Source organism: Alkalihalophilus lindianensis, assembly GCF_032843265.1.
In the GTDB taxonomy this organism is placed as follows: domain Bacteria; phylum Bacillota; class Bacilli; order Bacillales; family Bacillaceae_D; genus Alkalihalophilus; species Alkalihalophilus lindianensis.
Genome location: NZ_JAWJBA010000001.1, coordinates 232,631 through 256,283, shown reverse-complemented (window position 1 = coordinate 256,283; position 23,653 = coordinate 232,631). Strand labels below are relative to the sequence as shown.

Annotated in this window: 31 protein-coding genes, 1 pseudogene and 1 riboswitch; of the genes and pseudogenes, 14 read left to right on the top strand and 18 right to left on the bottom strand. The window is 39.2% G+C overall.

What is annotated here, in order from left to right:
- Positions 1–41 precede the first annotated feature (41 nt).
- A complete protein-coding gene (locus tag RYX56_RS01455; RefSeq protein ID WP_317120364.1) occupies positions 42–503 on the top strand; it encodes a small multi-drug export protein in 462 nt (153 codons plus the stop codon).
- A 72-nt stretch (positions 504–575) separates the two neighbouring features.
- Here the strand turns inward: RYX56_RS01455 and RYX56_RS01450 are convergent, their stop codons facing one another.
- The gene (locus RYX56_RS01450) at positions 576–1,358 is read right to left on the bottom strand and encodes a phosphatidylserine decarboxylase (RefSeq protein ID WP_317120363.1); all 783 of its coding nucleotides are present in this window, start codon (positions 1,356–1,358) and stop codon (positions 576–578) included.
- 148 nt (positions 1,359–1,506) lie between these two features.
- Here RYX56_RS01450 and pssA point away from each other — a divergent pair, with 148 nt between their 5' ends.
- The 8 genes from pssA to RYX56_RS01410 all read left to right on the top strand — a co-directional run bounded on the left by pssA (position 1,507) and on the right by RYX56_RS01410 (position 8,096).
- Positions 1,507–2,046, top strand: a complete 540-nt coding sequence (gene pssA / locus RYX56_RS01445; protein WP_317120362.1) for a CDP-diacylglycerol--serine O-phosphatidyltransferase — start codon at positions 1,507–1,509, stop codon at positions 2,044–2,046.
- A gap of 288 nt (positions 2,047–2,334) precedes the next feature.
- A complete protein-coding gene (gene hbs / locus RYX56_RS01440) occupies positions 2,335–2,607 on the top strand; it encodes a non-specific DNA-binding protein Hbs (RefSeq protein WP_317120361.1) in 273 nt (90 codons plus the stop codon).
- 129 nt (positions 2,608–2,736) lie between these two features.
- Positions 2,737–2,838: riboswitch (TPP riboswitch) on the top strand.
- Positions 2,839–2,967: 129 nt separating this feature from the next.
- The gene (locus RYX56_RS01435; protein WP_317120360.1) at positions 2,968–4,245 is read left to right on the top strand and encodes an acetylornithine deacetylase; all 1,278 of its coding nucleotides are present in this window, start codon (positions 2,968–2,970) and stop codon (positions 4,243–4,245) included.
- 254 nt (positions 4,246–4,499) lie between these two features.
- Positions 4,500–5,177, top strand: coding sequence for a thiaminase II (gene tenA, locus RYX56_RS01430; RefSeq protein ID WP_317120359.1), 678 nt, complete (start codon positions 4,500–4,502; stop codon positions 5,175–5,177).
- Positions 5,167–5,904, top strand: coding sequence for an ABC transporter ATP-binding protein (locus tag RYX56_RS01425; RefSeq protein ID WP_317120358.1), 738 nt, complete (start codon positions 5,167–5,169; stop codon positions 5,902–5,904). The genes tenA and RYX56_RS01425 overlap by 11 nt, the downstream gene beginning before the upstream one ends.
- Before the next feature lies 1 nt (position 5,905).
- A complete protein-coding gene (locus tag RYX56_RS01420; protein WP_317120357.1) occupies positions 5,906–6,655 on the top strand; it encodes an ABC transporter permease in 750 nt (249 codons plus the stop codon).
- Positions 6,648–7,604 (top strand): ABC transporter substrate-binding protein, encoded by a 957-nt coding sequence (locus RYX56_RS01415; RefSeq protein ID WP_317120356.1) that lies wholly within the window; start codon positions 6,648–6,650, stop codon positions 7,602–7,604. Before RYX56_RS01420 ends, RYX56_RS01415 begins: the two co-directional genes overlap by 8 nt.
- Before the next feature lie 150 nt (positions 7,605–7,754).
- Positions 7,755–8,096 (top strand): zinc ribbon domain-containing protein YjdM, encoded by a 342-nt coding sequence (locus RYX56_RS01410; RefSeq protein WP_317120355.1) that lies wholly within the window; start codon positions 7,755–7,757, stop codon positions 8,094–8,096.
- Positions 8,097–8,155: 59 nt separating this feature from the next.
- Here RYX56_RS01410 and RYX56_RS01405 read toward each other — a convergent pair whose 3' ends face one another.
- The 8 genes from RYX56_RS01405 to RYX56_RS01370 form a co-directional block, all read right to left on the bottom strand.
- Entirely contained in the window at positions 8,156–8,527 is a 372-nt protein-coding gene (locus RYX56_RS01405) for an MFS transporter (RefSeq protein WP_317120354.1), read from the bottom strand.
- The gene (locus tag RYX56_RS01400; protein ID WP_317120353.1) at positions 8,478–8,678 is read right to left on the bottom strand and encodes a hypothetical protein; all 201 of its coding nucleotides are present in this window, start codon (positions 8,676–8,678) and stop codon (positions 8,478–8,480) included. The genes RYX56_RS01405 and RYX56_RS01400 overlap by 50 nt, the downstream gene beginning before the upstream one ends.
- Before the next feature lie 177 nt (positions 8,679–8,855).
- On the bottom strand, positions 8,856–9,302 hold the full coding sequence (locus tag RYX56_RS01395; protein WP_317120352.1) for a pyridoxamine 5'-phosphate oxidase family protein: 447 nt from the start codon (positions 9,300–9,302) through the stop codon (positions 8,856–8,858).
- A 196-nt stretch (positions 9,303–9,498) separates the two neighbouring features.
- The gene (locus RYX56_RS01390; RefSeq protein ID WP_317121321.1) at positions 9,499–9,633 is read right to left on the bottom strand and encodes a hypothetical protein; all 135 of its coding nucleotides are present in this window, start codon (positions 9,631–9,633) and stop codon (positions 9,499–9,501) included.
- 5 nt (positions 9,634–9,638) lie between these two features.
- Positions 9,639–9,947, bottom strand: a complete 309-nt coding sequence (locus tag RYX56_RS01385) for a hypothetical protein (RefSeq protein WP_317120351.1) — start codon at positions 9,945–9,947, stop codon at positions 9,639–9,641.
- Between the two features lie 96 nt (positions 9,948–10,043).
- The gene (gene pgoN / locus RYX56_RS01380) at positions 10,044–10,874 is read right to left on the bottom strand and encodes a glyoxal/methylglyoxal reductase (RefSeq protein WP_317120350.1); all 831 of its coding nucleotides are present in this window, start codon (positions 10,872–10,874) and stop codon (positions 10,044–10,046) included.
- A gap of 105 nt (positions 10,875–10,979) precedes the next feature.
- Positions 10,980–12,752 carry a M3 family oligoendopeptidase gene (locus tag RYX56_RS01375; RefSeq protein ID WP_317120349.1) on the bottom strand — a complete coding sequence of 591 codons (1,773 nt, stop codon included), beginning with the start codon at positions 12,750–12,752 and terminating at the stop codon, positions 10,980–10,982.
- Positions 12,753–12,788: 36 nt separating this feature from the next.
- Positions 12,789–13,262: an RDD family protein gene (locus RYX56_RS01370; RefSeq protein ID WP_317120348.1), complete on the bottom strand. Its 474-nt coding sequence runs from the start codon at positions 13,260–13,262 to the stop codon at positions 12,789–12,791.
- 215 nt (positions 13,263–13,477) lie between these two features.
- On the opposite strand from RYX56_RS01370, the gene RYX56_RS01365 reads away from it, so the two are divergent.
- The gene (locus tag RYX56_RS01365; protein WP_317120347.1) at positions 13,478–14,410 is read left to right on the top strand and encodes a manganese-dependent inorganic pyrophosphatase; all 933 of its coding nucleotides are present in this window, start codon (positions 13,478–13,480) and stop codon (positions 14,408–14,410) included.
- Between the two features lie 48 nt (positions 14,411–14,458).
- Here RYX56_RS01365 and RYX56_RS01360 read toward each other — a convergent pair whose 3' ends face one another.
- From RYX56_RS01360 to RYX56_RS01350, 3 genes are all read right to left on the bottom strand, one after another.
- Positions 14,459–14,674, bottom strand: coding sequence for a WYL domain-containing protein (locus RYX56_RS01360; protein WP_317120346.1), 216 nt, complete (start codon positions 14,672–14,674; stop codon positions 14,459–14,461).
- 143 nt (positions 14,675–14,817) lie between these two features.
- Positions 14,818–15,207: a fluoride efflux transporter CrcB gene (gene crcB / locus RYX56_RS01355; RefSeq protein ID WP_317120345.1), complete on the bottom strand. Its 390-nt coding sequence runs from the start codon at positions 15,205–15,207 to the stop codon at positions 14,818–14,820.
- A gap of 3 nt (positions 15,208–15,210) precedes the next feature.
- A complete protein-coding gene (locus RYX56_RS01350; RefSeq protein WP_317120344.1) occupies positions 15,211–15,618 on the bottom strand; it encodes a fluoride efflux transporter FluC in 408 nt (135 codons plus the stop codon).
- A 148-nt stretch (positions 15,619–15,766) separates the two neighbouring features.
- On the opposite strand from RYX56_RS01350, the gene RYX56_RS01345 reads away from it, so the two are divergent.
- A complete protein-coding gene (locus RYX56_RS01345; RefSeq protein WP_317120343.1) occupies positions 15,767–15,907 on the top strand; it encodes a hypothetical protein in 141 nt (46 codons plus the stop codon).
- Between the two features lie 12 nt (positions 15,908–15,919).
- Positions 15,920–16,141, top strand: a pseudogene (locus tag RYX56_RS25795) (YusW family protein); the annotation flags it as partial.
- Between the two features lie 203 nt (positions 16,142–16,344).
- Here RYX56_RS25795 and RYX56_RS01340 read toward each other — a convergent pair.
- Positions 16,345–16,986, bottom strand: a complete 642-nt coding sequence (locus tag RYX56_RS01340) for a phosphatase PAP2 family protein (protein ID WP_317120342.1) — start codon at positions 16,984–16,986, stop codon at positions 16,345–16,347.
- A gap of 278 nt (positions 16,987–17,264) precedes the next feature.
- Between RYX56_RS01340 and RYX56_RS01335 the strand changes: the two genes are divergently transcribed.
- Entirely contained in the window at positions 17,265–17,504 is a 240-nt protein-coding gene (locus RYX56_RS01335) for a hypothetical protein (protein WP_317120341.1), read from the top strand.
- Positions 17,505–18,180: 676 nt separating this feature from the next.
- Here the strand turns inward: RYX56_RS01335 and RYX56_RS01330 are convergent.
- The 5 genes from RYX56_RS01330 to sigK all read right to left on the bottom strand — a co-directional run bounded on the left by RYX56_RS01330 (position 18,181) and on the right by sigK (position 23,096).
- Positions 18,181–19,248, bottom strand: coding sequence for an SDR family oxidoreductase (locus RYX56_RS01330; RefSeq protein WP_317120340.1), 1,068 nt, complete (start codon positions 19,246–19,248; stop codon positions 18,181–18,183).
- Positions 19,249–19,277: 29 nt separating this feature from the next.
- On the bottom strand, positions 19,278–20,075 hold the full coding sequence (locus tag RYX56_RS01325) for an alpha/beta fold hydrolase (RefSeq protein ID WP_317120339.1): 798 nt from the start codon (positions 20,073–20,075) through the stop codon (positions 19,278–19,280).
- Between the two features lie 341 nt (positions 20,076–20,416).
- Positions 20,417–21,019, bottom strand: a complete 603-nt coding sequence (locus tag RYX56_RS01320; protein WP_317120338.1) for a YdhK family protein — start codon at positions 21,017–21,019, stop codon at positions 20,417–20,419.
- A 109-nt stretch (positions 21,020–21,128) separates the two neighbouring features.
- The gene (locus tag RYX56_RS01315; RefSeq protein ID WP_317120337.1) at positions 21,129–22,196 is read right to left on the bottom strand and encodes an acyltransferase family protein; all 1,068 of its coding nucleotides are present in this window, start codon (positions 22,194–22,196) and stop codon (positions 21,129–21,131) included.
- Between the two features lie 192 nt (positions 22,197–22,388).
- Positions 22,389–23,096, bottom strand: coding sequence for an RNA polymerase sporulation sigma factor SigK (gene sigK / locus RYX56_RS01310; RefSeq protein ID WP_317120336.1), 708 nt, complete (start codon positions 23,094–23,096; stop codon positions 22,389–22,391).
- A 192-nt stretch (positions 23,097–23,288) separates the two neighbouring features.
- Between sigK and RYX56_RS01305 the strand changes: the two genes are divergently transcribed.
- Complete coding sequence (locus RYX56_RS01305; RefSeq protein ID WP_317120335.1) at positions 23,289–23,642, top strand: hypothetical protein; 354 nt, start codon at positions 23,289–23,291, stop codon at positions 23,640–23,642.
- Positions 23,643–23,653: the final 11 nt, after the last annotated feature.

Here is a 23,653-nt window from a genome sequence, read left to right as displayed (position 1 = left end):
GCTAGAATACACATTAGTAAATGGAAGTTTATGGAGGGATTATGGTTCAATTACTTTTAGAGTACATATTGATTTTCTTAGCAGCAGCTACCCCTTGGCTTGAAGCTATTGTGGTCATTCCAATCGGGATCATCCGCGGCTTAAATCCTATTCTCGTTTCAATTGTTGGATTCGTTGGAAATATGTTAACGGTTTTACTCGTTGTTATCTTTTATGAAAAGTTTGAAGAATGGAGAAAACGACGTCGCGAGAAGAAAGGCATCGAAGAGCAGCCCGCTACAAAGCGTCAGGAACGCGCTAAACGAGTGTGGAATCGTTATGGTCTACCTGGGTTATCGCTTGGTGGACCACTCATTTTAGGCACGCATTTAACGATTCTCATGGCTCTTGCATTAGGGGCCAAAAAACAAGCTGCCACATGGTGGATGACGATTAGCCTCGTTGCTTGGATTGTCGTTTTTGCAGTGGGCACTTATTTTGGATTTAGTTGGTTTACAAGTTAACGTGAAATAAGCATTAAGAAGAGCCCCTTGTTAACCAAAGGGGCTCTTCTTATTAAGGACATGTCACCTACACTAACGATTCACCTGAACTAACTTCTCTCCCATTTTCACCTCAGAAGGTGTTTCCTTATCTGCAAGGTCAATCATATTTTTTTCAGCCACTAAGACGACCGTAGAACCAAAAGAGAAGTATCCCAGTTCTTCGCCTCGTTTCACTGATTGTCGTGAATGAGTAAGCTCTACTGTGTTAATGTTCATTGCCCCTACTTTGACAACTGCAAGACGTCTGCCTTCTACACCAATTTCGGTGATCACGCGGTAGTTTCTTGATAAAGGCTTTTTACCGTACTTTAATCCCCAGTTGTTCACTGGATAAGACCTGCCACCGAGCGTCCATTGTTTCAGAATTTCTCCTGAGATGGGACTATGAATACGATGATAATGGCTTGGACTTAAATAAAGCACCATTACGACTCCCCCATCATACTTTGCCGCTGCCTCTTTTGATCCAAGCATCTCTTCAATCGTATAATCTTGCCCTTTTACTGAAAAAGTGACCCCCGGTGATAATATATGCTGTTCAGCAAGAATGCCATCAACGGGACTAACCAAGCTATTAGGTGACTCATCGATTGGTCGACTAGTTGATTTCAACTCACGTATGAACAATTCATGCAAGCTTTTATAGGATTCAATTGGCTCTTTCATCTCTTGTTCATTTAAACCAAAAGTGGATGTAAATGAACGATTAAGCCTTTTACTTATAGGCGCTGAAGCAAACCTCCGTAACAAATATGAATTGAATTTATGATTTGATAATTCTACAAACAGACGAAATAATGATTTCTTTACCATGAGACCCTCCAAATTATGACAAAAATAGTGCGGTTTTAACGACTTCCTTCCCTAGTGAAAACCCGTCTTATGTGATATGATATTTATTTATAAAGGGCGTTAGCGTGGTGTTACGATTCACCACCACTAGCGTTAAGGAGTGAAATGAATGTTCCTTTTAGAACATCTCGATCAAACGATCAAAAAAGCCAAAGGCCAAATTGCAAATATACTAACCCTGATGAACCTCGGTCTAGGTGCGTTATCGATCATTTTTGTCTTGCAAAATGAATTACGTATGGGTTTGTTATTTATTACCATTGCAGCAGTTTGTGACCGACTAGACGGGGCAGCAGCGAGACGTTTTCAATGTACGTCTGAATTTGGAAAGCAACTTGATTCTTTAAGTGACATTGTTTCCTTTGGGGTTGCACCTGCATTATTGATTCATCAAGCTATTTTACACGAATTTGGCTCGGTTGGGGCAATTTTTGCGATTATTTTTATAATTTGTGGAGCCATTCGCTTAGCTCGATTTAATGTGATGGAAAGTCATGGATTCTTTGTTGGTCTACCAATCACTGCAGCAGGATGTATTCTTACCTTCTCTTCATTACTCGTACCAATGCTCGAAGCATATAGCTTTATGTTTATAACAGTTATTCTAGCATTAATGATGGTAAGTTCATTTAAAGTAAGAAAAATGTAGAACGAAGCCCAAGCTAGCTGCTCGGGCTTTTTTTGATCCCTCCACGTCAAAAGTCTCGATTTCTTGTCGATTTTGTTGTCGAATTGTCAAAAAGAGTGGAAAAATTGCCTTTTAATGCTTTAATTTACCCTCAAAGTATTGACACCATTGGGGTTTCATGAGTAAATTTGAGTGGCAGGTTATTTTAGCTTGTTGGGAGACTTAATAAATCCAATCGAACAAACGAAGAAGCAATCATTCATTTCTTCATTCGTTTTTCAAAACAAGGTATGAAAGGGAGTTTTTTTCATGAACAAAACAGATCTAATTAATTCAGTATCAGAGCAAGCAGACCTTTCTAAGAAAGATGCTTCTAAAGCAGTAGACGCTGTATTTGACAGCATCACTAATGCACTTGTTGAAGGTGGTAAAGTTCAGCTAGTTGGTTTCGGAAGCTTTGAAGTACGTGAGCGTTCTGCTCGTAAAGGCCGTAACCCACAAACTGGTGAAGAAATCGAAATCCCAGCAACTAAGAACCCAGCATTCAAGCCAGGTAAACAACTGAAAGACGCTGTTAACTAAGAACAGTCCATAAAAGCGAAGAGACAAGCTCTCTTCGCTTTTTTCATGAAACGGCTGTTGTATCCTTTTGAAAAGTATGATATTTTGGTAATAGTTTTAACTATCAAGAATGTGTTAAAAACTGCATAGATCGACCACTAGGGGTGCAGAATTGCTGAGAGAGGTTTGATACCTTAACCCTATTTACCTGATCTAGATAATACTAGCGTAGGGAAGTGGTGAGAGCGTTCAGTCTCTTGTGACTAATTAATTGTTTAGTATGTCCTTAGACAATTATTCACTCATGTACATACGACGTTTATCAACCACTTCTATCGATAGAAGTGGTTTTTTTGTGTGGAAAATCGAAAGGAGTGTCCTTTGTTGAATGATCTTGATCAATTAGTAGACCTCGTTGACGAACGGGAAGAAGAATTACTTAGCTTACTTAAGAGACTGGTAGAATACCAAACAGAGAGCCCTCCTGCTAGAAACACAAAAGAAGCACAACAATTCATTGCTCATTATTTAGCAGACGCAGGCTTTGAGATTGATCAGTGGGATGTGTACCCGAATGACCCTAATGTCGTAGCTATAAAAAACGGGAGTGCAACCAACCAACATCGGAGCTTACTGTTAAACGGGCATATTGATGTGGCTTCAGTCGCAGAAGATGAAAATTGGACCTACCCTCCATTTACCACGACTACCATAGACAGAACTGTTTTTGGTCGTGGAGTTGCCGATATGAAAGGTGGATTAGCAGCTTGTCTGTTTGCTGTGAAGCTATTAGATGAGGCTGGGATTCAATTGCCTGGAGACTTACTCGTGCAATCAGTCATCGGTGAAGAGGTTGGTGAAGCTGGTACAAAAGAATGCTGCGATCGTGGCTACAGCGCTGACTTTGCCATTGTCGCTGATACAAGTAATTGTGAGATTCATGGACAAGGAGGCGTGATCACAGGGTGGGTCACGCTAAAGAGTCCCAAAACCTATCATGATGGCTTACGACGGAATATGATTCATGCCGGTGGTGGATTACACGCGGCTAGCGCGATTGAAAAAATGACAAAAATGATTACAGGACTTGCGGAGCTTGAGCGTCATTGGGCAGTCACAAAGACTTATCCAGGCTTCCCTGCTGGGATGAATACAATTAATCCAGCCGTCATTGAAGGCGGACGTCATGCTGCGTTTATTGCCGATGAATGTTCGCTATGGATCACTGTTCACTATTATCCAAATGAAACGTATCAGGAGGTCACTCGTGAAATTGAAGAGCATCTTCTAGCCGTTGCATCTGCTGATCCCTGGCTTAAAGAACACCCCCCACTTTTTCGTTGGGGTGGCACGTCAATGATTGAAGATCGTGGGGAGATTTTCCCAGCATTAAAAATCGACCGAAATTGGGATGGTCTCAAGCAGTTGCAGCGAGCACATACAAAGAGATTCGGCTCTCCCACTTCAGTTGGGATGTCTTCAACAGTTACAGACGGTGGGTGGTTAGGCGAAGCTAAGATTCCTACCGTCATCTATGGTCCAGGGGAACTAACCCACGCTCATGCAGTAGATGAGCAAGTATCCATTGATCAACTAGTTAGCTACACAAAAACCTTACTTACATTCATCTACGAGTGGTGCAGTACGAAAAGGCCATAGATCACACATAGAATCACTTTATATGTCACGAGAGTTATGTGCGCTATTTTGCTTTTATGTGCTAGGAAAGGCCCTTCATGAGCGAATAAACGGGGTTATGCGCGAAAGCAACCAACTTATGAGCGAGATTTTCGATATAGGTGCGATCTACTACGGTTTATGAGCGAACACCCGATTTATGTGCGAACACCCAATTTATGTGCGAACACCCATAAGCTAGCCCAAGCTATTACACATACAAGGAGGACATCTACATGTCATTTTCACAACGTTTACACGATAAAGCACAACCTATTTGGGAGGCCAGTCATAACCACCCTTTCGTACAAGGGATTGGTGATGGCAGTCTTAATCTTGAGAAGTTTAAATTTTTTATGAAGCAAGATTATGTGTATCTCATCGATTATGCAAGGCTATTCGCTCTTGCAAGCATGAAAGCGACCTCACTTGAACATATGTCGATGTTTGCTAAAATGCTCGATGCGACACTTAATGTCGAAATGGACCTACACCGTCAATATGCTGCAAAACTAGGAATCTCAAATGGTGAATTAGAAGACACTCAACCTGCTCCTATGGCTCTTGCTTATAGCAGTTATATGCTAAGCGTTTCTGAGCGCGGCTCGTTAATCGACCTCGTCACAGCGATTCTTCCTTGTGCATGGAGCTATTATGAAATTGGCAAGAAGCTTGCTGAGATCCCTGGTGCGATGGAGCATGAATTTTACGGTGAATGGGTCACGATGTATCAGTCTGAAGAATTTGGCGAGATTGCTGATTGGTTAATCAAATTGATTGATCAACTAGCAGAAGGCTTACCAGATAATGAACTTACACGACTTGAAGAGATCTTCCTTCATACGAGTCGCTTTGAGTACATGTTCTGGGAGATGTCCTATAACGAGGAGACTTGGCCAGCACATGTCCGTTAATCTACTTGAAATACGGGACCTGACGTTTACGTATCCCAAAAAAGAGATCCCAACCATTCAACGACTAAATATGGTTGTCAGAGAAGGAGATTTCCTCTCGATCCTTGCTCCAAGTGGGGCTGGAAAAAGTACGATTTTTCGCCTATTAACAGAATTAGAAAGGCCACAGCAAGGACAAATCCTTTATGAACTCAATCAAGACATTCAGATCGGCTACATGCCGCAACGGGACCTTTTGCTTGAATGGAGGACTGTTTTAGATAACGTCACTCTCCCTCTTGAATTAAAAGGTGTCCAAAAGAAGAAGGCTAGAGGGTTAGCCGCACCCTATTTCTCCGACTTCGGTTTAGAAGGTACACAAGAGCATTACCCAAACGAGCTCTCAGGAGGCATGAGGCAGCGTGTCTCCTTTTTAAGAGCGATCATTGGTGGTTGTCGCGTGTTGCTTTTAGATGAGCCATTTAGCGCTCTAGATGCGATTACAAGACTTCATATGCAAGATTGGTTGCAAGAGATGTGTCAGAAGCTCGAATTAACGACCATTCTAGTCACACATGATATCGACGAGGCTCTTAGATTAAGTGATCGTATTTTTGTCTTTCCGTCCACTCCACTTGCAGAATATGAGGAAATTACCCTTGCAGAACCTCACCCTAGAAGAGAATCCAAAGTGTTAGTCGATCATAAACAACGAATCCTGCAAACGCTCTTCATGGAGGCTAGGTAATATGGTAAAAAAATCCTTAGCCCCTACTCTCCTCCTGCTCCTTCTTTTGGGGATGTGGGAGATGATTGCAGCCCTAATCGCTAAACCTTATCTCATTCCAGGTCCAGTGGCAATTTTTCATAAATTGATAGAGCTTAACTCCACGCTAATGTTTATTCACCTCCCTGCCACTTTAGAGGTCGTTCTCATAGGACTAATGATCTCTACTGTGGGAGGTGTGAGCGTGGCAATCTTGATGCATCGTTTTAAAGTCGTCGAAAAAGCGCTCTATCCCCTGTTAGTCGTTTCACAAACGATCCCAATCATTGCACTTGCTCCTATCTTTGTGCTTTGGTTTGGCTATTCGATCTGGAGTAAGGTATTCGTGACGGTCTTAATTACGTTCTTTCCGATTACAGTCAATACTTTTGATGGCCTTAAATCAACGCCAAAAGAATTACGAGAATTATTTTTGACGATGAAGGCCAGTCCGGTTGCCATGTTCTTTAAGCTCTATGTCCCTTCTAGCATGCCATCCTTTTTATCAGGAATGAAAGTTGCGATCCCGTTAAGCGTTGTCGGAGCAGCTATTGGAGAGTGGCTTGGCGCTGAAGCTGGACTTGGTTATTTCAGCAGACGGATGATGACCCAATTTGATGGGCCAGGTGTATTTGCTCCGATTGTCTGGCTCTCTTTAATAGGCATGACTGGTTTTTTACTGATTACACTACTTGAACGATATTTATTACGATGGAGGAATCAACATGACTAAATTAAAAGGACTTGCTTTCTTTCTTTTAAGCGCTGTTTTGCTCACAGGCTGCGGGGCTTCCAATGAAACAAATGCAAGTGATTCAGACTCACTAGATGAAGTAAACATTATGCTCGATTGGTATCCAAATGCTGTTCATACCTTTTTATATGTTGCGATGGAAAATGGCTACTTTGAGGAAGAAGGACTTGACGTTAACATTATCTTCCCAGCCAATCCAACTGATCCCATTAATCTTACCGCAGCAGGTGAGCTTGATTTTGCGCTAAGTTATCAGCCTGATATTATCACCTCGCAACAGGCAGGTCTCCCTATTGAAGCAGTGGCACCGATTGTCCGCAGTCCATTGAATCATGTGATGTTCTTGGCAGATAAAGACTTTAAGAGTCCGCGTGATCTTGAAGGAAAGACGGTCGGATATCCTGGCATTCCGTTAAATGAACAAATTTTAAAAACAATGGTTGAAACGGATGGCGGAGACTTCTCAAAAGTAAAAATGGTCGATATCGGCTTTGAGCTTGGTCCTGCGATTATGACCGAGCGAACAGATGCTATTATTGGCGCCTATATTAACCATGAGTACCCTGTCTTAAAGCACGAGGGGTATGACATCAATTATTTGAACCCTACTGATTATGGCGTTCCGCCTTACTATGAATTGGTCCTCATTACGAATGAACAAATGAAAAATGAGCAAGCTGAAACCGTGGAAGCGTTCTGGCGGGCAGCCGAAAAAGGGTATCAAACCATGAAAGAGGACCCCGAGGAGAGCCTTGGCCTTCTTTTAGCGAATCAAGAACAAGCAAACTTCCCTCTCATAGAAACAGTAGAGGAAGAAAGTCTTTCGATCTTGCTTGAAAAAATGGAAACAGATAATGAAGCATTCGGTGAACAAAGTGATGAACACTGGAGTTCCATTACAGAATGGTTAGAAGAAACAAAGGAATAGATGTATCATGTATCATGTATCATTTACCATTCCACTTCCACGATGAGTAAGAGCCGAGGAGGGTAACCCTATCTTCATAGCTCCGACTATCTCTGCTATAATCAATTAAATTGTACAACAGATGCCCATAGAGTTGGAGGAAGTGAAAATATGTCAAATGCACCAAGCTGTCCAAAGTGTCATTCAGAATATACATATGAAGATGGAAACCTTTTTGTATGTCCAGAATGCGCACATGAGTGGACGTTAGAAGCTGAGCCTGAAAAGGTTGAAGAGAATAAAGTTACCAAAGATACGAACGGGAATGTGTTAACTGACGGGGATACCGTTTCCGTCATTAAAGACCTTAAAGTAAAAGGAACATCTTCTGTTATCAAAATCGGCACTAGAGTAAAGGGGATTCGCTTAGTTGATGGTGATCATGACATTGATTGCAAAATTGATGGATTTGGCGCTATGAAATTAAAATCCCAATTTGTAAAAAAGATTTAATTTCTATTTTCAGACGATTAACAAAGAGGCGACATCTTTTTGAGATGTCACCTCTTATTTTAATTCGCTCCTTTTAAATGCTTCTGATTTAGAATAGAGAAGCTAAACGATAGGAAGAGAAAACAGGAAGCCAATATAAAGGCCATCCTGACTCCCCACACATCCGTTAATACTCCTAATAACAAAACCGATACACCAAAAGTGAGCAACTCAACGGCATATTGAGCGGAGTAAACCTTTGGCAACTGATGATCCTGTATACTTTTTTGAATCGTCGTTTGTTGAGCGATCCCCTTTACTTGCTCCGTCAACCCAATGACTAATGAGAGAAAGAGGGCCACCCAAGTGATCGTATTCAATGCGAAAAGGAACGTAAGTAGACTAGTAGATAACGTCCCCCATACAATAATAGATGGCAACCGACGGTTCAAAAGCTTGCTGCTTCGTAATCAACGCCATGTAAGTAGCAGAACCGGTCAACTGATAAATTAATGTAATCAACGCTACAATATATAATACGTCTCCAAGGTTAGCAAACGATTGCCCTAACCAAAGAAATCGAAAAGACGAGCTGTGTTTCATTCCCCTATCCCCTTTACATGTACGAACCAGTATTTATAAAACTTGGTATGACATAAAGGAGAAAACCTACATTTAATCACCTCACCTCTTTAAAAACAGAAACAAGTCCAAGCAAAACATTTAAAATTATCTTGTTGGGATAGGGGTATTGAATACGCTCTTTAAACTGTTAGTAGCCTATGTAATTTGCACTTTGTAGGACTGATCTCTTACCACCACCGTCTCAGGCTTCACTCGAACGAGGATGGTTTGCTCATCAAAAGTTGTAAAACGAGAATCCCAAGTATCTGTATTTGGACCTAAATAACGCCTTAACAACCGATTAGCCCTTTCAGAGTCAAATGGTTCAACGCTTGCTTCCCCTCTGAAACCGATATGTATGACCTTTCCAGTCGCCTTTTCATAATCGATGATGCCGATAGCACATGTAGGGTTTTGTTTCAGTCTATGAGGGAAACGATCCGCAGACGTACTGCCAAGTATCCAAATGTGTTCTTCTTCCCATAAAAACCAGACCGGAGAATCTTTAGGTACCCCCTCCTCTACAGTTGCAAGGTGGGCAAACAATGGCTTAGATAGCATTTGTTCCATATCAACCGAGCCCTGATTACGTATCACTTTCATAAAGCTTAACACTCCTTAATCACTGATAACTTGTCCAAACTAAAACCTGTTTTGATGCTGGGTGCTACACCCGTCTATGATTCTATCCACATACTTCCACAAACTGTGTATTCGACATATTCCGTTTATTTCCTTCAATACAAAGAGAACAATATGGGGAATGACATTATCTCCAAATGAAATCCCCATTTCCCTATCATTCTGGAGCATCCGTTAAATCTCGAATGTCAGTCGAACCAAACACCAATAAAGCAATTAATACGCCAACAATAATTAATCCTGGAAAACTGGCTCCATCAAATTGAGGTTGATTGCAAGGAGGCTTCATCACTTGGTTTACCCCTTCCTATTTTTAGGCATTCTCTTTTTCATACCCTCATAAAGTTCATCAAGGGTGACGTCACCATTTTCTTTTAGGAATTCTTCCATCTCCCCAGCCTTTGTATCAGCTAAGGTCTGATAAGCTCCAAGTAAAGAAACAACAATGACCGGGGATCCTCTAAACAACTCAACCGAATCGACTTTTAATTTCCCACTTACGAGTAGAGCCGCTGCAATAAAGTCTAGGTTTTTACCCTTCAATAAATCATTTAAAGTATATGCGTGATTAAAAGGTTGTTGATTCGATCCGTAGTAATTCATCATCACACCCCCATATTCACTATATGAGCCCATGGGCGGATGTGTTAATTAATTTAACAAAAAGACACCTACCCCAAAGGAATGGTGTCTCTTTATCAATTAAAAATCGAAATGATCTGGATCTGGACCACAACGCTCATTTTTATTTAAGGCATTGATACGTTCCATATCTTCTGCATTTAACTCAAAGTCAAAGATGTCAGCATTAGCAGCAATTCTGTAATCCTTTATTGATTTTGGAATCGTAATAACTTTATTTTGAAGGTCCCAACGTAAAATAATTTGAGCAGGTGACTTTCGATAAGACTCGGCGATTTGCTTAATCGTTTCGTCCTCTAATAATTCACCTTGCTTTAATGGTGACCAAGCTTCAAGCTGAATGCCTTCTTTTTCACAAAACTCACGAAGCTCTACTTGTGTGAGGTGTGGATGATATTCAACTTGATTAATCATTGGCTTGATCTCAGCTTCTTTCAATAATTCTTCTAAGTGATGGATATGGAAGTTACTAACACCAATTGCCCTTACTCGCCCTTCCTTGTATAGCTTCTCTAGTGCCTTCCATGTCTCAACAAATTTCCCCTCAACCGGCCAATGAATAAGATACAAATCAAGATAATCGAGGTCTAACCTTTTTAAACTAGCGTCAAATGCAGCAAGAGTCGTATCATATCCTTGATCAGCATTCCACACTTTCGATGTAATAAATAGTTCGTCTCGGGAAACACCAGCTTCTTTAATCCCTTTGCCAACCCCTTCTTCATTTTTATAAATTGCAGCTGTATCAATGCTGCGATAGCCATTTTTCATTGCAGTTTGAACAGAATCAGCAGCCTCAGAGCCATCTTTCACTTTATATACGCCAAGACCAAACCAAGGCATCTTCACACCGTTATGTAATGTCGTTGTCTCTTTTATGCTCGTTACCATTATGCCATCTCCTTCATATTTAATAGAACTCTTCTATTTTCCTATAATTCGGTCAATAATGACAAGCTTAATTTTCCATTCATTTAAAAATAAAAAAAGAGAAGCTTATTTATTCGCTTCTCCTTTTTTTACTCCATCGCTAATTTCAATAAATAATTTGATATCATCAAACACTTTCTCTAAACTCAATGCCCAAAACTCAGAGCTTGTTGGATCCATCCCCGTATGCTTTTCTACAAGCTCTTCAACTGAAAGAATAGATGCATCGATTAATATTTCGTCAAATAACACTCCTGGCCGATCAGTTTTTTCGAGAACTGTATAAAAACCGATGCTTAATAAATGGGCAATCGTGTACGGATAATGACCAAATGGCTTATGAGTGAAGTAAAAATGACGTAACGACGCCCAAAACGTTGGATCGTAAGTATTAAAGAGATCACCCATTACCTCTTTTTGGACATCTTCCATCAACTGATTCAACTCACTCGCTTTCACAAAGCCACTCTTTCGTTTCTCATAGAGTTTGACTTCAAACTGGTGACGAATATAGCTATTTAAGATGGTAACTAAGTCTCTTACAAGTTGCTGATTTAACAAGTTGAGTTTTTCCATTGGATCGGTTGCTGCCTCAATCGCTGCTCGCATCACGATCGTCTCTGTCAATGTAGAAGCAAGCTCAGCCATGACTATCGGACAATCCTGTCGATACATAGGTAGCTCCTGCAATAATCGGTAATGATAGGCATGTCCGATTTCATGTGCCAACACGCCAACACTTTCAAGGTTCTCATGATAGTGCATGAAAATCCTTGATTCTTTATTAATAGGCATCGGTGCACAAAATGCGCCTGGACTTTTAAGCTCACTAGGTTGTGAGTCAACCCAGTGGTCCTTAATGATTTGTCGTGTAAATTCAGCTAGCTTAGGGTCAAAGGAATGTAGATGATTCTCAATAAAAGCGACGCCTTCTTTAAAGGGGACAACTTTTCCTTGTTGCTCTAATGCTAGAGGAGCAAATTGATCTGTCCAAGATAATTCCGTTGCCTGAAACAAATCTTTCTTTTGCTTAATATAATCATAGAATGGCTGTCTATTTTCCAGTACCGCTTGCCACATCGCATCTAAAGTCTCCTCTGTTAATCGATTAGCATCTAATGATTCTTTTAAATAGGAATCCCAACCACGTGCTTTGTACTGACTCAATCGAAATCCCGCAATATGATTCATCGCTTTTGCACAGATTGGAGCTTCTCTCTCCCAAGCCGTTTTCCACTGTTCAAATCCTTTTAGGCGAATCTCCCTGTCCGCCCCATAGTAAATGAGAGCAGGAACATTTTGTGCCTTGACTTCCTTTTCATTCAATGTAATGGAAACCTTACTAGCAGCTAGCTGATTCATCTCTCCCCATGCATGCAGGCCATCTGCTTGCAAGGACTTCATCGCTGCTTCAATCGAGTCATTATTCAACTGTAATTGCTGATGACGTCTGCGATCTAGGAGCACTTCAATATCTCTTACTCGTCTATCTTGAAGGACGGCTCCCCAATCTCTTTCTGAAGCACTGGCAAACAGTTGGTCTAACGTCGTCTCAAGCATCTGATAACGGCTATACACTTCATTTACAGAATGAAGCCAAACTGCTGCATCATCATTGGTCGTATCAATCGAATGTAAGCAGATGACGTATTCAAAGAGTTGATACCACTCTTGATAGATGTCTTGCGCCTCAAGCACATTTTGGATAATACCTTCTTCTTTCGCTGTATTTCTATCAACCACAAACGTTGCCAGTCGCTGGTCTACCTCGTTTAGTGCCTTCTTAACTTCTATTTCTGGAAGACCCTTTGGCTTGATCCTATCTAAATCCCACTTCATTCACTCAAACCTCCATTATGACCATCATTTTAATGTCTATTTCACTAAATAGGTTTTGGTGATTTTTTCGTATATAGGTCGTTCTTTTTTGAAAAAGGACACAATCATAAACGGAAAAAGGATATACTTCAAAAGCTCACGGTACAGTAAGCGCCATACGCTTGGCTTTTCTGCTTTTTCATCGTAAACATGTAGGTCAACAATCATCATTCCAAAAGAACGACGTGCCCGAATGACATAGAGTAGATGCACACCAATAAAGACGATCGCCAATATTCCCCAATTAATCAGAAGCAAATCAAATTCATTTTGCCACACATAATACGAGAAACCAGCTGCATCATCATATGGAGATTGCGACTTCACCATTAACCAAGAAGTCGTACCAGCAGCTGCTAGGATCATCACTAATGACAAAAATAAAAAGTCATAAAACGCAGCAAGTAACCTGTACCAACCATTTGCCCATTCATTTTTATTAAGCATTCTCTCTTTCCAATCAATGGCCATACACATCCCCCCTTACTAATCCTTCTTACAATAACACAATTTTCTAAATAATCACTTTACCCTTCTACGTCGCTCGCTTTAAAAGGTTTCATATTTTTAAAAGATCATGCTTAAGCCCATGAGAGGATTGAAGAATCAGCACCTTTCATGTAAAATGAATCAGTGAGAATGGATGGCAATTACATACAAAAACTTGATAAAGAGGTGCCTTACTAATGAGTAACGAAAAAGTTTTAGTGTTCGGACATAAGAATCCAGATACGGATACGATCTGTTCTGCTCTTGTTTATGCAGATTTAAAAAGTAAATTAGGGATGAACGTCGAACCAGTTCGTTTAGGAGAAATCAATGAAGAAACTGCTTTCGCCCTTAATTTCTTTCAAGCTGAAAAGCCTCGTCTAGTCGAAAATGTGTCAAATGAAGTGGAGCAAGTAGCTCTTGTTGATCACAATGAGTTCCAACAAAGTGTGAGTGATATTGAGAGCGTGAAGATTATCGAAGTAATTGATCACCACCGTATCGCTAACTTCCAAACAAAAGAACCTCTTAACTTCCGTGTTGAACCTGTTGGATGTACGACAACAATTCTTCATAAAATGTATCGTGAAAACAATGTTGAGATCACAAAGCAAATGGCAGGTTTAATGGTATCAGCTATTATTTCTGATTCATTATTATTTAAATCACCAACATGCACGGATGAAGATGTAGAAGCTGCAAAGAGTCTGGCTGAGATTGCTGAAATTAACCTTGATGAGTATGGCCTTGATATGCTGAAAGCTGGTACAAAGCTTGAAAATCGCTCAGCAAAGCAAATCATCTCCATTGATAGTAAAGAATTTCCAATGGGTGAAAAGTTAGTGGAAGTTGCACAAGTAAATACAGTGGATGTAGCTGAAGTCTTAGCACGAAAAGAAGAAATTGCTGAGGAAATCAATGCGACGATTGAATCTAAAAACTTAGAAGTATTCGTTCTTGCGATTACAGATATTTTAGAAGGCGACTCTACCATTTTAACGTATGGCAATGGCGTTGCAAAAGTAGAAGAAGCTTTTGACGTTGCTGTTACAGAAAACACTGCCCTGCTTAAAGGTGTTGTATCAAGAAAGAAACAAATCATTCCTGCCTTAACAAAAGCAATCGGTTAATAGATCTTAGATGAACCTTGCTCCGTAGAACCTGGAGCAAGGTTCTTTTTACTGAGCAAATCGCCTGACTTTGTTACTTAAAGATAGAATATTGTCTAATTTGAATAATCGACGTTCTTTCCTCGTATAACAATACGCAATAACATGCTGGTCATTCAAGTTGACAACATCAATCACTCGCTGTGTCAGTTCTCCATTAGCTGATAGATAAATCATCTCTACCTTTTCCTTTCGTTCCATCGCTCTCATTAATAGCCCTTGCATGGTCTGCACCTCACATATATTTGTCATCATTATAAACGAACAAACGTTCTTTAATCAACCAAAAAAGGAATGCACGTTCGTATTTATTTTATGCAAATATAGGGAAATAATGACAAAAAGAACAGCCAATAAATGAACTGTTCTTAGCTTGTAAATGCGACCAACATCGAAAAACCGAGCAAAAAGAAGAGAATAGATCCAATGATACTAAACCCTATGTATAGACTTAATTTTCTCCACTGTTTGGCTTTGAGCAGCATAGATGCTTCAACACTAAAAGTGGAATAGGTGGTAAAAGCCCCGAAAAAACCAATCCCTACTGTTAAGAATAAAGGGTCTTCATAAGCTCCTAGAGGAATTTCTTGAAAATAACCACCAAAAAATGCTCCGAGGCCAAAGGATCCAATGAGATTAACCACGAGCATAGCGACTGGAAATGGAGGATCTAGATATCGTTTCATCATTGCTAAGCCAACGAGATACCTAGCAATCGCACCAATTCCACCGCCTAGTGCAAGTAAAAGTACATTCATTAACTAACGGCCCCCTTCCATTTTCTGTCGCGTCTTTGTTGCCAATCTAGTTGCTACTAAATAGCCTCCAAGAGCAAATAAGATGCCTCCAAAAAGCGATAGAACGATATAGAAAATCGCATCTATAGGAGTACGACTGTAAAGGAAAATCGAATCAGCTGCGAACGTTGACATCGTCGTAAAACCGCCACAAAGACCTACACCTAACCCTACTTTTATCCACTCTCTTGGTATAAAGACGATAAACCATGCAGTTAGAAAGCCTAATAATAAGCTTCCACCAAGATTCTCAATAATGGTCCCAAGAGGATAACCCAATTCTAATGTTAATACGTTAAAGAAATAGCGTAGAAACGTCCCAATTGCTCCACCTACTCCAATAGCAAGTATGTTTTTATATGTATTGTTCAATCGTTGACTCTCCTCTCTTTAAATTAAACCTTATTGTAGCGTAAGTTGTTATGAAATAAAAAAAGAAGCTATTTCATTAAAACAGCATAATCTCCCAGTCAATGTGCATCTTAAATATGAAAAAAATTTAGCTTGAAGAGGGTTTTCGATGAAGTTACGATTTTTACTGTGCTCATTATTAATTGTCGGCTTAGTAACAGGAGTTATGACCAACGTTGGATATGCAGTACCAAGCATTATTGATTTTGAATTAGAAATTGATCTTAAAGATGGCAACAAATATGATTAAGAGTATGAAGTAAAAGGTAGTTCCATTGAAGCTAAGTATCAAGTTCCTGGTGAACCTGTCGTCTATGGGCAAGATGCCGCAACTAAAGTACAAGATTTTATGTCTAAGCTAGCTCTAACCCCATCATCTAACCGTGATGAAGTAATTAACACTACTTTATCACAGCTTGGTTTAAACAAAGATGACGTAAAAAATTTGAGCTTGAAGTGGACTTTGATAATGGTCAAGAGTTAGACATTGAGTTTAAAGGTTAAAGACATACTGAGGGGCTAGGACATATCTAAGAGGTTTAACTCAGGATACGAACGAAGCGCTAAATGAGCGGATGAAATATGCGCAGACCTCCTGCGGGATAAAAAGCAGAGGTGATACAGACCGCATCAGTAATGTTCGATTTTCCATTAGTTAAAATGCTTTTTTCCCAGCCTCTTCATTTGTTACGACTCTTCCGACTGTTTTTCGATCAAATATTGATACACATAAATCGTTACATACAACCATAATCCACTTAGCAGAACTCCCCCAATGATATCACTGATATAATGAACTCCTAGATAAAGGCGGCTAAATGCAATCGTTACAATCATTGTTATACCAAATACTAGAATACTTACGCGTGCAACTGCATGTCTTGTATGCTTCCAAAACAAAAAGATAATAATCCCATATAATGACATGGCAGCCATCGTGTGTCCGCTCGGATAACTAAAGCCCGCTTCATACACAAACGTTGATTCGGGCCTCTCCCTTTTAATCATCCACTTCGTGAAAGTATTAAGAGCTGTCGACCCAATCATAACCGCAATAAAGAGAAACACCTCTTGCCATTTTTTATAGGTTAAGTAAATGATCATGATACATATAAGTGAAATAATAACCGCGGGAACAATATCCCCAATAAAACTAAAAAATTGCATCGCAGCTGTTAATGATTCGGTATGAGTTGGAATGATCTTTTCTATTACATACCGATCAATCGTGGCTGTATACCCCATTATGACAACATAAGTGGTCACCGAAAAACTAAGTAGGATGAGAAAAAAAACAACCATAAAATGCTTATGTGAATGTGCTTGCATGTTTACACCTCGATTTTGAATAATAGCCACAGTTAGAGTAATACATTTTCACTTCACTCCTACTATACCCAATAAGGTGTAAAGTTGAACATGGGCTATGAACATTGTCCTCAAACGCTAAATAATGTTCATTCTCCTATTTTCTTCAAAAATATTTAAATAAAAAACCACTTCATCACAAAAGAAACCAGACTTTATGCCCATATATAGGTTTAACCTTTTTGCTAGCAGGGTACTAATTTACAGACACTAAACTATTATGCAAGAGGTGCTTAACTATGTTATCGATGATAGAACAGGCAATTTTTAAAAGAGAAATCGAAAAATTATCTGAGGAATATTTAGCCTGCCCTAATGATCAACTTAAGCAACAAATTAAAGAAGAAATTATTCAATTAAGTGCTGTTCTGTTGAAAACAGTTCGTATCAATCACATTACTAATTATTTTTATTTTGAAAAGATATCTTTTTCCATGATCTCTGGAATTTGCAACATCTCAACCACATCCTTGAAATAACCTCCTACCCATTCCCTACTAATTCGGAACGACTTCAACACTCCTTCCTTCCAACATTCCAAATAATCTTTTTAAAAATTTTTACGTTATATAGTTGATATCGTAAGGTTTTGCTATATACATATGTACGCAATTCTAGTTAAGCGGATGTCTTCACCCTAACCAACCACAACACCACAAACGATCTGCATTTGATAGAATCATATTTGGATCATTCACTATCTCATATATTTATTTCATTTGATAGTAGGAATCAATTTCAAATAAATGATATCTGGCTTTAATGTATGAAACATAATTAGTAACTGAGTGATTTTATCTAGGGTGTGTACATAACTATATCCTTTACTTAGCAATATACGTTCGAAAAGTAGATTCCTGATAAATAAGAAAAACTCTTTTTTATTTGGTGGTCATAACTTCACCCTCTCCTATCTAGTAAAAATTAGAGAGGCTCTCTATCTCTTGCTCCTACTTTATAAAATAACTTGATATATCATTTTGTAAATAAATTCTCACTTCACTGTTGAGAGAGTTCTTCCGTTGATGCATTTTGCTGTTGAGCTGATGTTCTATAGTCTTCAAACTTCTGAGGCTTGTATAAAGATCTCCAACACCGACAAAAAACACCGGCAATTTGCCGGTGTTTCAAGTATTAATACAGTTAAGTTAAGTGCTACCCTTTTACTAATTGGGTTTCAAAATAAGCGTTCATAATCATTTTAACTGTTACTTCAGACATATTTAAATGCTCTAAAGGTGAGTGCTTAATGAGCTTTTGTGTATTAGTATCTTCAAACTGGATCGCTCCTGCTAAGTAATCATTAAATACATCGACCATACAATTCAATTTCTCTTCAGCAGGATTGAGTTCATAGTTGGAAGCATCCTCCACCACTGATAAATTATCAAATTGCAATGCTTGCTTAAGCATGTTAAGGAGATCGATATTTTTTGGCGGATAAGGATTTGTAATATTATAAATATGGTTTCGCTCAGCTTCTGTTGCTGCAAGTGCTAAAATATCAGCTACATAATCAACCGGCACTAAGTTTGATGTCCCTTCTTTATTCGCAACTAAGCGATACGTCATCTCTTGACCTGCTTGCCGTCTGTTAACCTTTCGTTTGAAAAGATCAAGGGCACGCATGAAGCCATATAAAGTAAATTCCGAATCAGCTTCTCCAGTCTTCGAATCACCGACGATAATAGAAGGTCTGAATATGGAAACATCCATCTTATCAGCATAAGAGAATACGAGATGCTCGGATTTTACTTTACTTTCTTCGTACGGGTTATTGTAGGCGACGTCTGGATCGTATAATTCTTCAACACCTCTAGTTCGTTTTCCGACTGTATAGGCCGTGCTGACATAATGAAATGCTTTTGCTCCGATTTCAGTCGCTAACTCAAGTGCATGCTTCGTTCCCTCATAGTTAACCGCAAATAGCTCTTCTCGTAAATCCAAATCAAATTTCACAAGCGCAGCTAAATGGTAGAATGTATCCACCTTATTCATCACTGTTAATAAATCTTTAGATGACAACCCACAAGATGGCAGCGTAATGTCGCCTTTTATGAGATGGATACGGCCTTGTTCTTCAGGTGTAAAAGTCGATTTGATACGCTCTCCTTTTTCAACATTCCGTACAAGGACATATACGCTATGTGAGGAGTTGCTTACTAGATTCTTTATGAGCTTACCACCTAGAAAGCCTGTAGAACCCGTTAAAAAAATGTTCATTTATCTATTCACTCCATTTGTGTTTGTCATTAAGAAATCTTCCTGACCTTTTCTACTTGATCAAGTAGAAACGATACGGAAACCTCGTTAAACTTTCGGTACTTTTCAATGTTACAAAGGTGACCACATTTTTCAAATATAATCATTTGCGCATTGGGATCGGTTTTAATATCATCTTTTAGCGTATCAATAAAAAAGTGATCTTCGCTTCCGGAAATGTATAGTTTCTTTATATGCGAGGCTTTTTCTTGAACCTTCGTATAGGTTGTTTCAATCGTTTGTACCGCATCATACCAACCCATAAAGTTCTTCCTCTTCATTTTCACAGCTTCGCGAATGAAGCTATCTCTTGATTTTTTGTGATTTGCTTTTGGCATCATAATCTGGGCAAAAAGCTTGTAGATCCATAAATGCGGTGTGAAAGGTTTGATGAGCTTACCAAATGTAAGCAACGCTTTTGAGGTCAAATTAAATCTTGTTACCGTACCAGCCATCACGACACTTTTCACACGAGCAGGAGTGTCTTGTAAAATTTGATGAATAATAATCGTACCTAGAGAAACCCCAACAAAGTGGGCTTTTTTCACACCTAATTGTTCGAGTGTTTTCACCACTTCCCGCGCAGCGAGTTGCCATGAAAATGACTCCTTATAGGAATCAACATCAGCTGACTCCCCGTGTCCAGGTAATTCAATGGTAATAACATTAAAATGTTCTTTATATGATTTAAGTTGTAGATTGAAAATTTTTGAGTTCCCACCAAATCCATGAATGAAAACAACATCTTCTAAACTACTATCTTTTTTATGAATGGTATAATCTAACACTTTTTAAAACACCTGCTTCCTCATACGTTCCCCTATTATAAAGGCATTCAGAGAGTCTGTCACGTCGATACCTGTCGAACGAATGTAGAAGGTGACGAACGATGAGTGTAGCTATGCGTTCGAGTTAAATTAAGAACATTGTGTGAAAACTTGTTATTTTTTACTATGGGTCTCAGCTACATCCATTTGCTCTGTGTTGTTTTCCAAACTCTTACATTCATAATGTAAACATTTACTAATATCTACTATTCGACAGGTAACGATCATATTAGTATTTCATTTTAAAACCCCATACAAAGAAAGAGATAGCCGCATCACTGCGGCTATCTCTTTCTTTTCTATCACTCATCTATCTCTGATAATTCCTCTTCTGTGACCCACTTATGATTTTCAACTTCTTCTCTACTATCAGTCAATGTGAAATCAACCATATATACGGTTGTATCTTCAGCGGAATCGATGACTGCCATTGCTCCTTGCATGCCCTCCATATGGTCTGCCTCTAGAGTGACCTCATCTCCTGCTTCAAATGGTTCCTCTTGTGCTTCTTCAAGCTCTTCATGAATGACCCATTTATGATTTTCTTCTCTTGGTCCACCATCAGTTGGATCGTAGGAAACGGCATATACCATCGTGTTATATGCCCCAACAATTGTTGCCTCAGCACCTTCCATTCCTGGCATATGTCCATCTGTGATCATGGCTTGGCTCCCAACTTCAAATGTTGGATTCTCTGCTTCTTCTAAACCATCAGGCACTTCTCCTGAACTAGAGTGATCCATATGAGCATGTTCATCCATTTCAGAATGGTCCATCTCAGCACTTTCCTCCGAATCCGCATTCATTTTCTCATCTGGATTAATATCCTCGGTGTCACCACAAGCAGACAGTGCCAATGCAGTTGCTAAGGTCATGCTTCCTATTACTATTTTTGCTTTCTTCATCCCTTACCACCTCTACCTTTCTAAGTTCTTAGATACCATTTAAGTTTACACCGAAAGCTTTCTTCTAACAGATTCAATCTTCCTATTCCTTTTTATCTGATGAATTAAACTAACTACCCTTTCCTCGTGATAAATCTGAGTCGTTTGGTACCACCAATTGCTTTCCAATAAGATACTGGCTGAATTTCACCTTAGATAAGAGCTTAGCTAGTATGATGGATCCTCCTACAGCTACCATATAGACGAAAACGAAATAGAGGAGCGGGTTTAGAAAATCAATCGTTGGCATCAAGTATAAAATAAACTTGTGTATGAGATAAATATTAAACGAATATTTACTAATGATTTTTATAAAAACAGGAACCCTGTCAATTGTCATTGTAATAGCAATAATCGCAAAGATCATACTCATCGTGTAGAGGAGCATGTCCACTCGTTTGGATGAGACGACGTGCAAAATTTCTGTAAGGACTAATACGACAATGAGCGCAATTGATAGAAACGGAAGAAGTAAGATTTTCTTCTTATTTTCAAAAAGCTTCTCCTTTAATATCTCGAAGTTTTTGCCACAATAGTACCCTAGGACAAAATAGAAGATCCATCCTAGAAAGGGAACCCAATAGCCTCTTAACCATATATATTCGGCTGCTGCATTATTCATAGGTTCGGTAAAATTAAAGAAACTTAAGTACAATACATTTATAGCAAAAGCAATACTTAAAGCTATTTTTGGAGACCAGTTTCTTAAATACTTTTGCAGTAAAACGTGCAAAATATAAAATTGAAAAATGATTAAAATAAAATACCCATAATATCCTCCTAGAAAGATGTGCACAAAGGCTTGACGTAAGCCTTCTTGCCAGGAATGCGAGATGAGAAAAGCAAATAGGATACCAATGGAGATAAAAGGGATAAGCAAGAACTTGATTCTTTTTTTGAAAAAGCCTTGTGGTACATAGTTTGGATAAGACCTTGCTAACAAAAGTTCTGATAAGAAAACAAATGCAGGTGTACCAAAATACGCCATGAATCGAATTAAGATCAACAGATGCTCTTCTAGTTGATTGGCGCTATATTCATAATTAGCAAGCGTTGTGTCAACTGCGTGAGTGGTTGCTACAGCTAAACATGCGATCGCTCTAATCCAAAATGCTTCATTGATAAATTGTTTACTCAATTAGGAACACTCCCAGGAATTTCTATACCAAATTTGCTTGAAATTATTCTTCCCTTAAATGAAAGAAGATATAAGGTAGCCTTTATCCTCATACCCAAATGAGTTGAGGATTACCCTGGTTTTTAATTGGAAAACCATCCGTAACAAGTCTCGAACATAGCAAAAACAGCCGGCACACGCCAGCTGTTCCTTCTAACCTTTTCCTTGACTATGCTTATAAAACTCATGAAATAACTTCATTAATGCCCGCTTTTCAATCCTAGAAACATAGCTCCGGGATATTCCAAGTTCCTTAGCGATCTCACGTTGCGTCCGTTCTTCTTCCATATCAAGTCCGAAGCGGCCAACGATCACTTCTTTCTCACGATCATCGAGCACATGAATATATTCGTAAATTTGCAATTTCTCCATTTTCGTTTGGATCACATCGACAATATCATCGGCGTCTTCTTGTAAGACATCAATAAGAGAGATTTCATTGCCTTCCTTATCCGTTCCAATAGGGTCATGTAGAGAGACGTCTTTTTTGACTTTCTTTAGTGCGCGTAGGTGCATGAGAATTTCATTTTCAATACACCTCGCTGCATAGGTTGCAAGCTTCGTCCCTTTTCCATCTGAATAGCTCTCAATTGCTTTAATTAGACCAATCGTCCCAATTGAAATCAAATCTTCTGTGTCTTCTCTCGTGTTTTCAAACTTCTTAACAATATGGGCAACAAGTCTTAAGTTATGTTCTATAAGCAGATTTCGTGCTTCTGCGTCCCCTTCTTGCATCAGCTTTAAGTATTTCCGTTCCTCATCTTTTTTTAATGGCTGCGGAAACGCGTTGTTTTTTACATAGGAAACAAACACAATCACTTCTTTAATAAAATAAGAAAGTGCCGCTAGCATTCCAGACACGACCTCACCCCCTGATATGTCGTTTCTTTATTCATATGTCGAATTGGGCTTGGCCGTGTCTGTACACACAGAAATGAATTATGTAATTTATTGAGGTCACACCTTCTCGTTTCACGATAATATGCTGGAGCTGATAAGTAGCTTGTTAGATGATAGTATAGTAGCATTCATACATTTAAAGAGGTGTAAAACATGCGTGTGTATTACGATGAAATCGATGGCCATCTTTACCCTAAGCTGCTCATAGTGCCAGCCACCACTGATCAGCTGAAACCTACCTATCAACTAGACGTTCCTTTTGAACGGTTTCATGCGGAAGATTTTCACGAGGAGTTTAAAGGTTTGACGGTCACCCTTGGAGAATTGATGCGAGTAGCCGATCACGAGACATCTTTCTCGGTCCATATCCCCTCTGTGCGTAGATTCTTAACACAACGATACGGAAGCGATCAACAAATAGAAAATATCGAGCATTTCGTTATACTGATTGATGACTTAGAAGAGCTTCTACAAGTTGATGTGCGAAAATGGATCCATAACGATTAACATGATAAAGA

What these genes read in the sequence shown, in the direction of transcription:
- RYX56_RS01455 (WP_317120364.1), top strand. Translation starts at nt 42, where the DNA reads ATGGTTCAATTACTTTTAGAGTACATATTGATTTTCTTAGCAGCAGCT.
- RYX56_RS01345 (WP_317120343.1), top strand. Translation starts at nt 15,767, where the DNA reads ATGAAGTTACGATTTTTACTGTGCTCATTATTAATTGTCGGCTTAGTA.
- RYX56_RS01305 (WP_317120335.1), top strand. Translation starts at nt 23,289, where the DNA reads ATGCGTGTGTATTACGATGAAATCGATGGCCATCTTTACCCTAAGCTG.
- pgoN (WP_317120350.1), bottom strand. Translation starts at nt 10,874, where the DNA reads ATGGTAACGAGCATAAAAGAGACAACGACATTACATAACGGTGTGAAG.
- pssA (WP_317120362.1), top strand. Translation starts at nt 1,507, where the DNA reads ATGTTCCTTTTAGAACATCTCGATCAAACGATCAAAAAAGCCAAAGGC.
- RYX56_RS01425 (WP_317120358.1), top strand. Translation starts at nt 5,167, where the DNA reads ATGTCCGTTAATCTACTTGAAATACGGGACCTGACGTTTACGTATCCC.
- hbs (WP_317120361.1), top strand. Translation starts at nt 2,335, where the DNA reads ATGAACAAAACAGATCTAATTAATTCAGTATCAGAGCAAGCAGACCTT.
- RYX56_RS01400 (WP_317120353.1), bottom strand. Translation starts at nt 8,678, where the DNA reads ATGAAACACAGCTCGTCTTTTCGATTTCTTTGGTTAGGGCAATCGTTT.
- RYX56_RS01320 (WP_317120338.1), bottom strand. Translation starts at nt 21,019, where the DNA reads ATGAAGAAAGCAAAAATAGTAATAGGAAGCATGACCTTAGCAACTGCA.
- RYX56_RS01330 (WP_317120340.1), bottom strand. Translation starts at nt 19,248, where the DNA reads ATGAACATTTTTTTAACGGGTTCTACAGGCTTTCTAGGTGGTAAGCTC.
- RYX56_RS01335 (WP_317120341.1), top strand. Translation starts at nt 17,265, where the DNA reads ATGTTATCGATGATAGAACAGGCAATTTTTAAAAGAGAAATCGAAAAA.
- RYX56_RS01420 (WP_317120357.1), top strand. Translation starts at nt 5,906, where the DNA reads ATGGTAAAAAAATCCTTAGCCCCTACTCTCCTCCTGCTCCTTCTTTTG.
- RYX56_RS01340 (WP_317120342.1), bottom strand. Translation starts at nt 16,986, where the DNA reads ATGCAAGCACATTCACATAAGCATTTTATGGTTGTTTTTTTTCTCATC.
- RYX56_RS01410 (WP_317120355.1), top strand. Translation starts at nt 7,755, where the DNA reads ATGTCAAATGCACCAAGCTGTCCAAAGTGTCATTCAGAATATACATAT.
- RYX56_RS01365 (WP_317120347.1), top strand. Translation starts at nt 13,478, where the DNA reads ATGAGTAACGAAAAAGTTTTAGTGTTCGGACATAAGAATCCAGATACG.
- RYX56_RS01370 (WP_317120348.1), bottom strand. Translation starts at nt 13,262, where the DNA reads ATGGCCATTGATTGGAAAGAGAGAATGCTTAATAAAAATGAATGGGCA.
- RYX56_RS01385 (WP_317120351.1), bottom strand. Translation starts at nt 9,947, where the DNA reads ATGATGAATTACTACGGATCGAATCAACAACCTTTTAATCACGCATAT.
- RYX56_RS01415 (WP_317120356.1), top strand. Translation starts at nt 6,648, where the DNA reads ATGACTAAATTAAAAGGACTTGCTTTCTTTCTTTTAAGCGCTGTTTTG.
- RYX56_RS01450 (WP_317120363.1), bottom strand. Translation starts at nt 1,358, where the DNA reads ATGGTAAAGAAATCATTATTTCGTCTGTTTGTAGAATTATCAAATCAT.
- RYX56_RS01375 (WP_317120349.1), bottom strand. Translation starts at nt 12,752, where the DNA reads ATGAAGTGGGATTTAGATAGGATCAAGCCAAAGGGTCTTCCAGAAATA.
- RYX56_RS01360 (WP_317120346.1), bottom strand. Translation starts at nt 14,674, where the DNA reads ATGCAAGGGCTATTAATGAGAGCGATGGAACGAAAGGAAAAGGTAGAG.
- tenA (WP_317120359.1), top strand. Translation starts at nt 4,500, where the DNA reads ATGTCATTTTCACAACGTTTACACGATAAAGCACAACCTATTTGGGAG.
- crcB (WP_317120345.1), bottom strand. Translation starts at nt 15,207, where the DNA reads ATGAATGTACTTTTACTTGCACTAGGCGGTGGAATTGGTGCGATTGCT.
- RYX56_RS01395 (WP_317120352.1), bottom strand. Translation starts at nt 9,302, where the DNA reads ATGAAAGTGATACGTAATCAGGGCTCGGTTGATATGGAACAAATGCTA.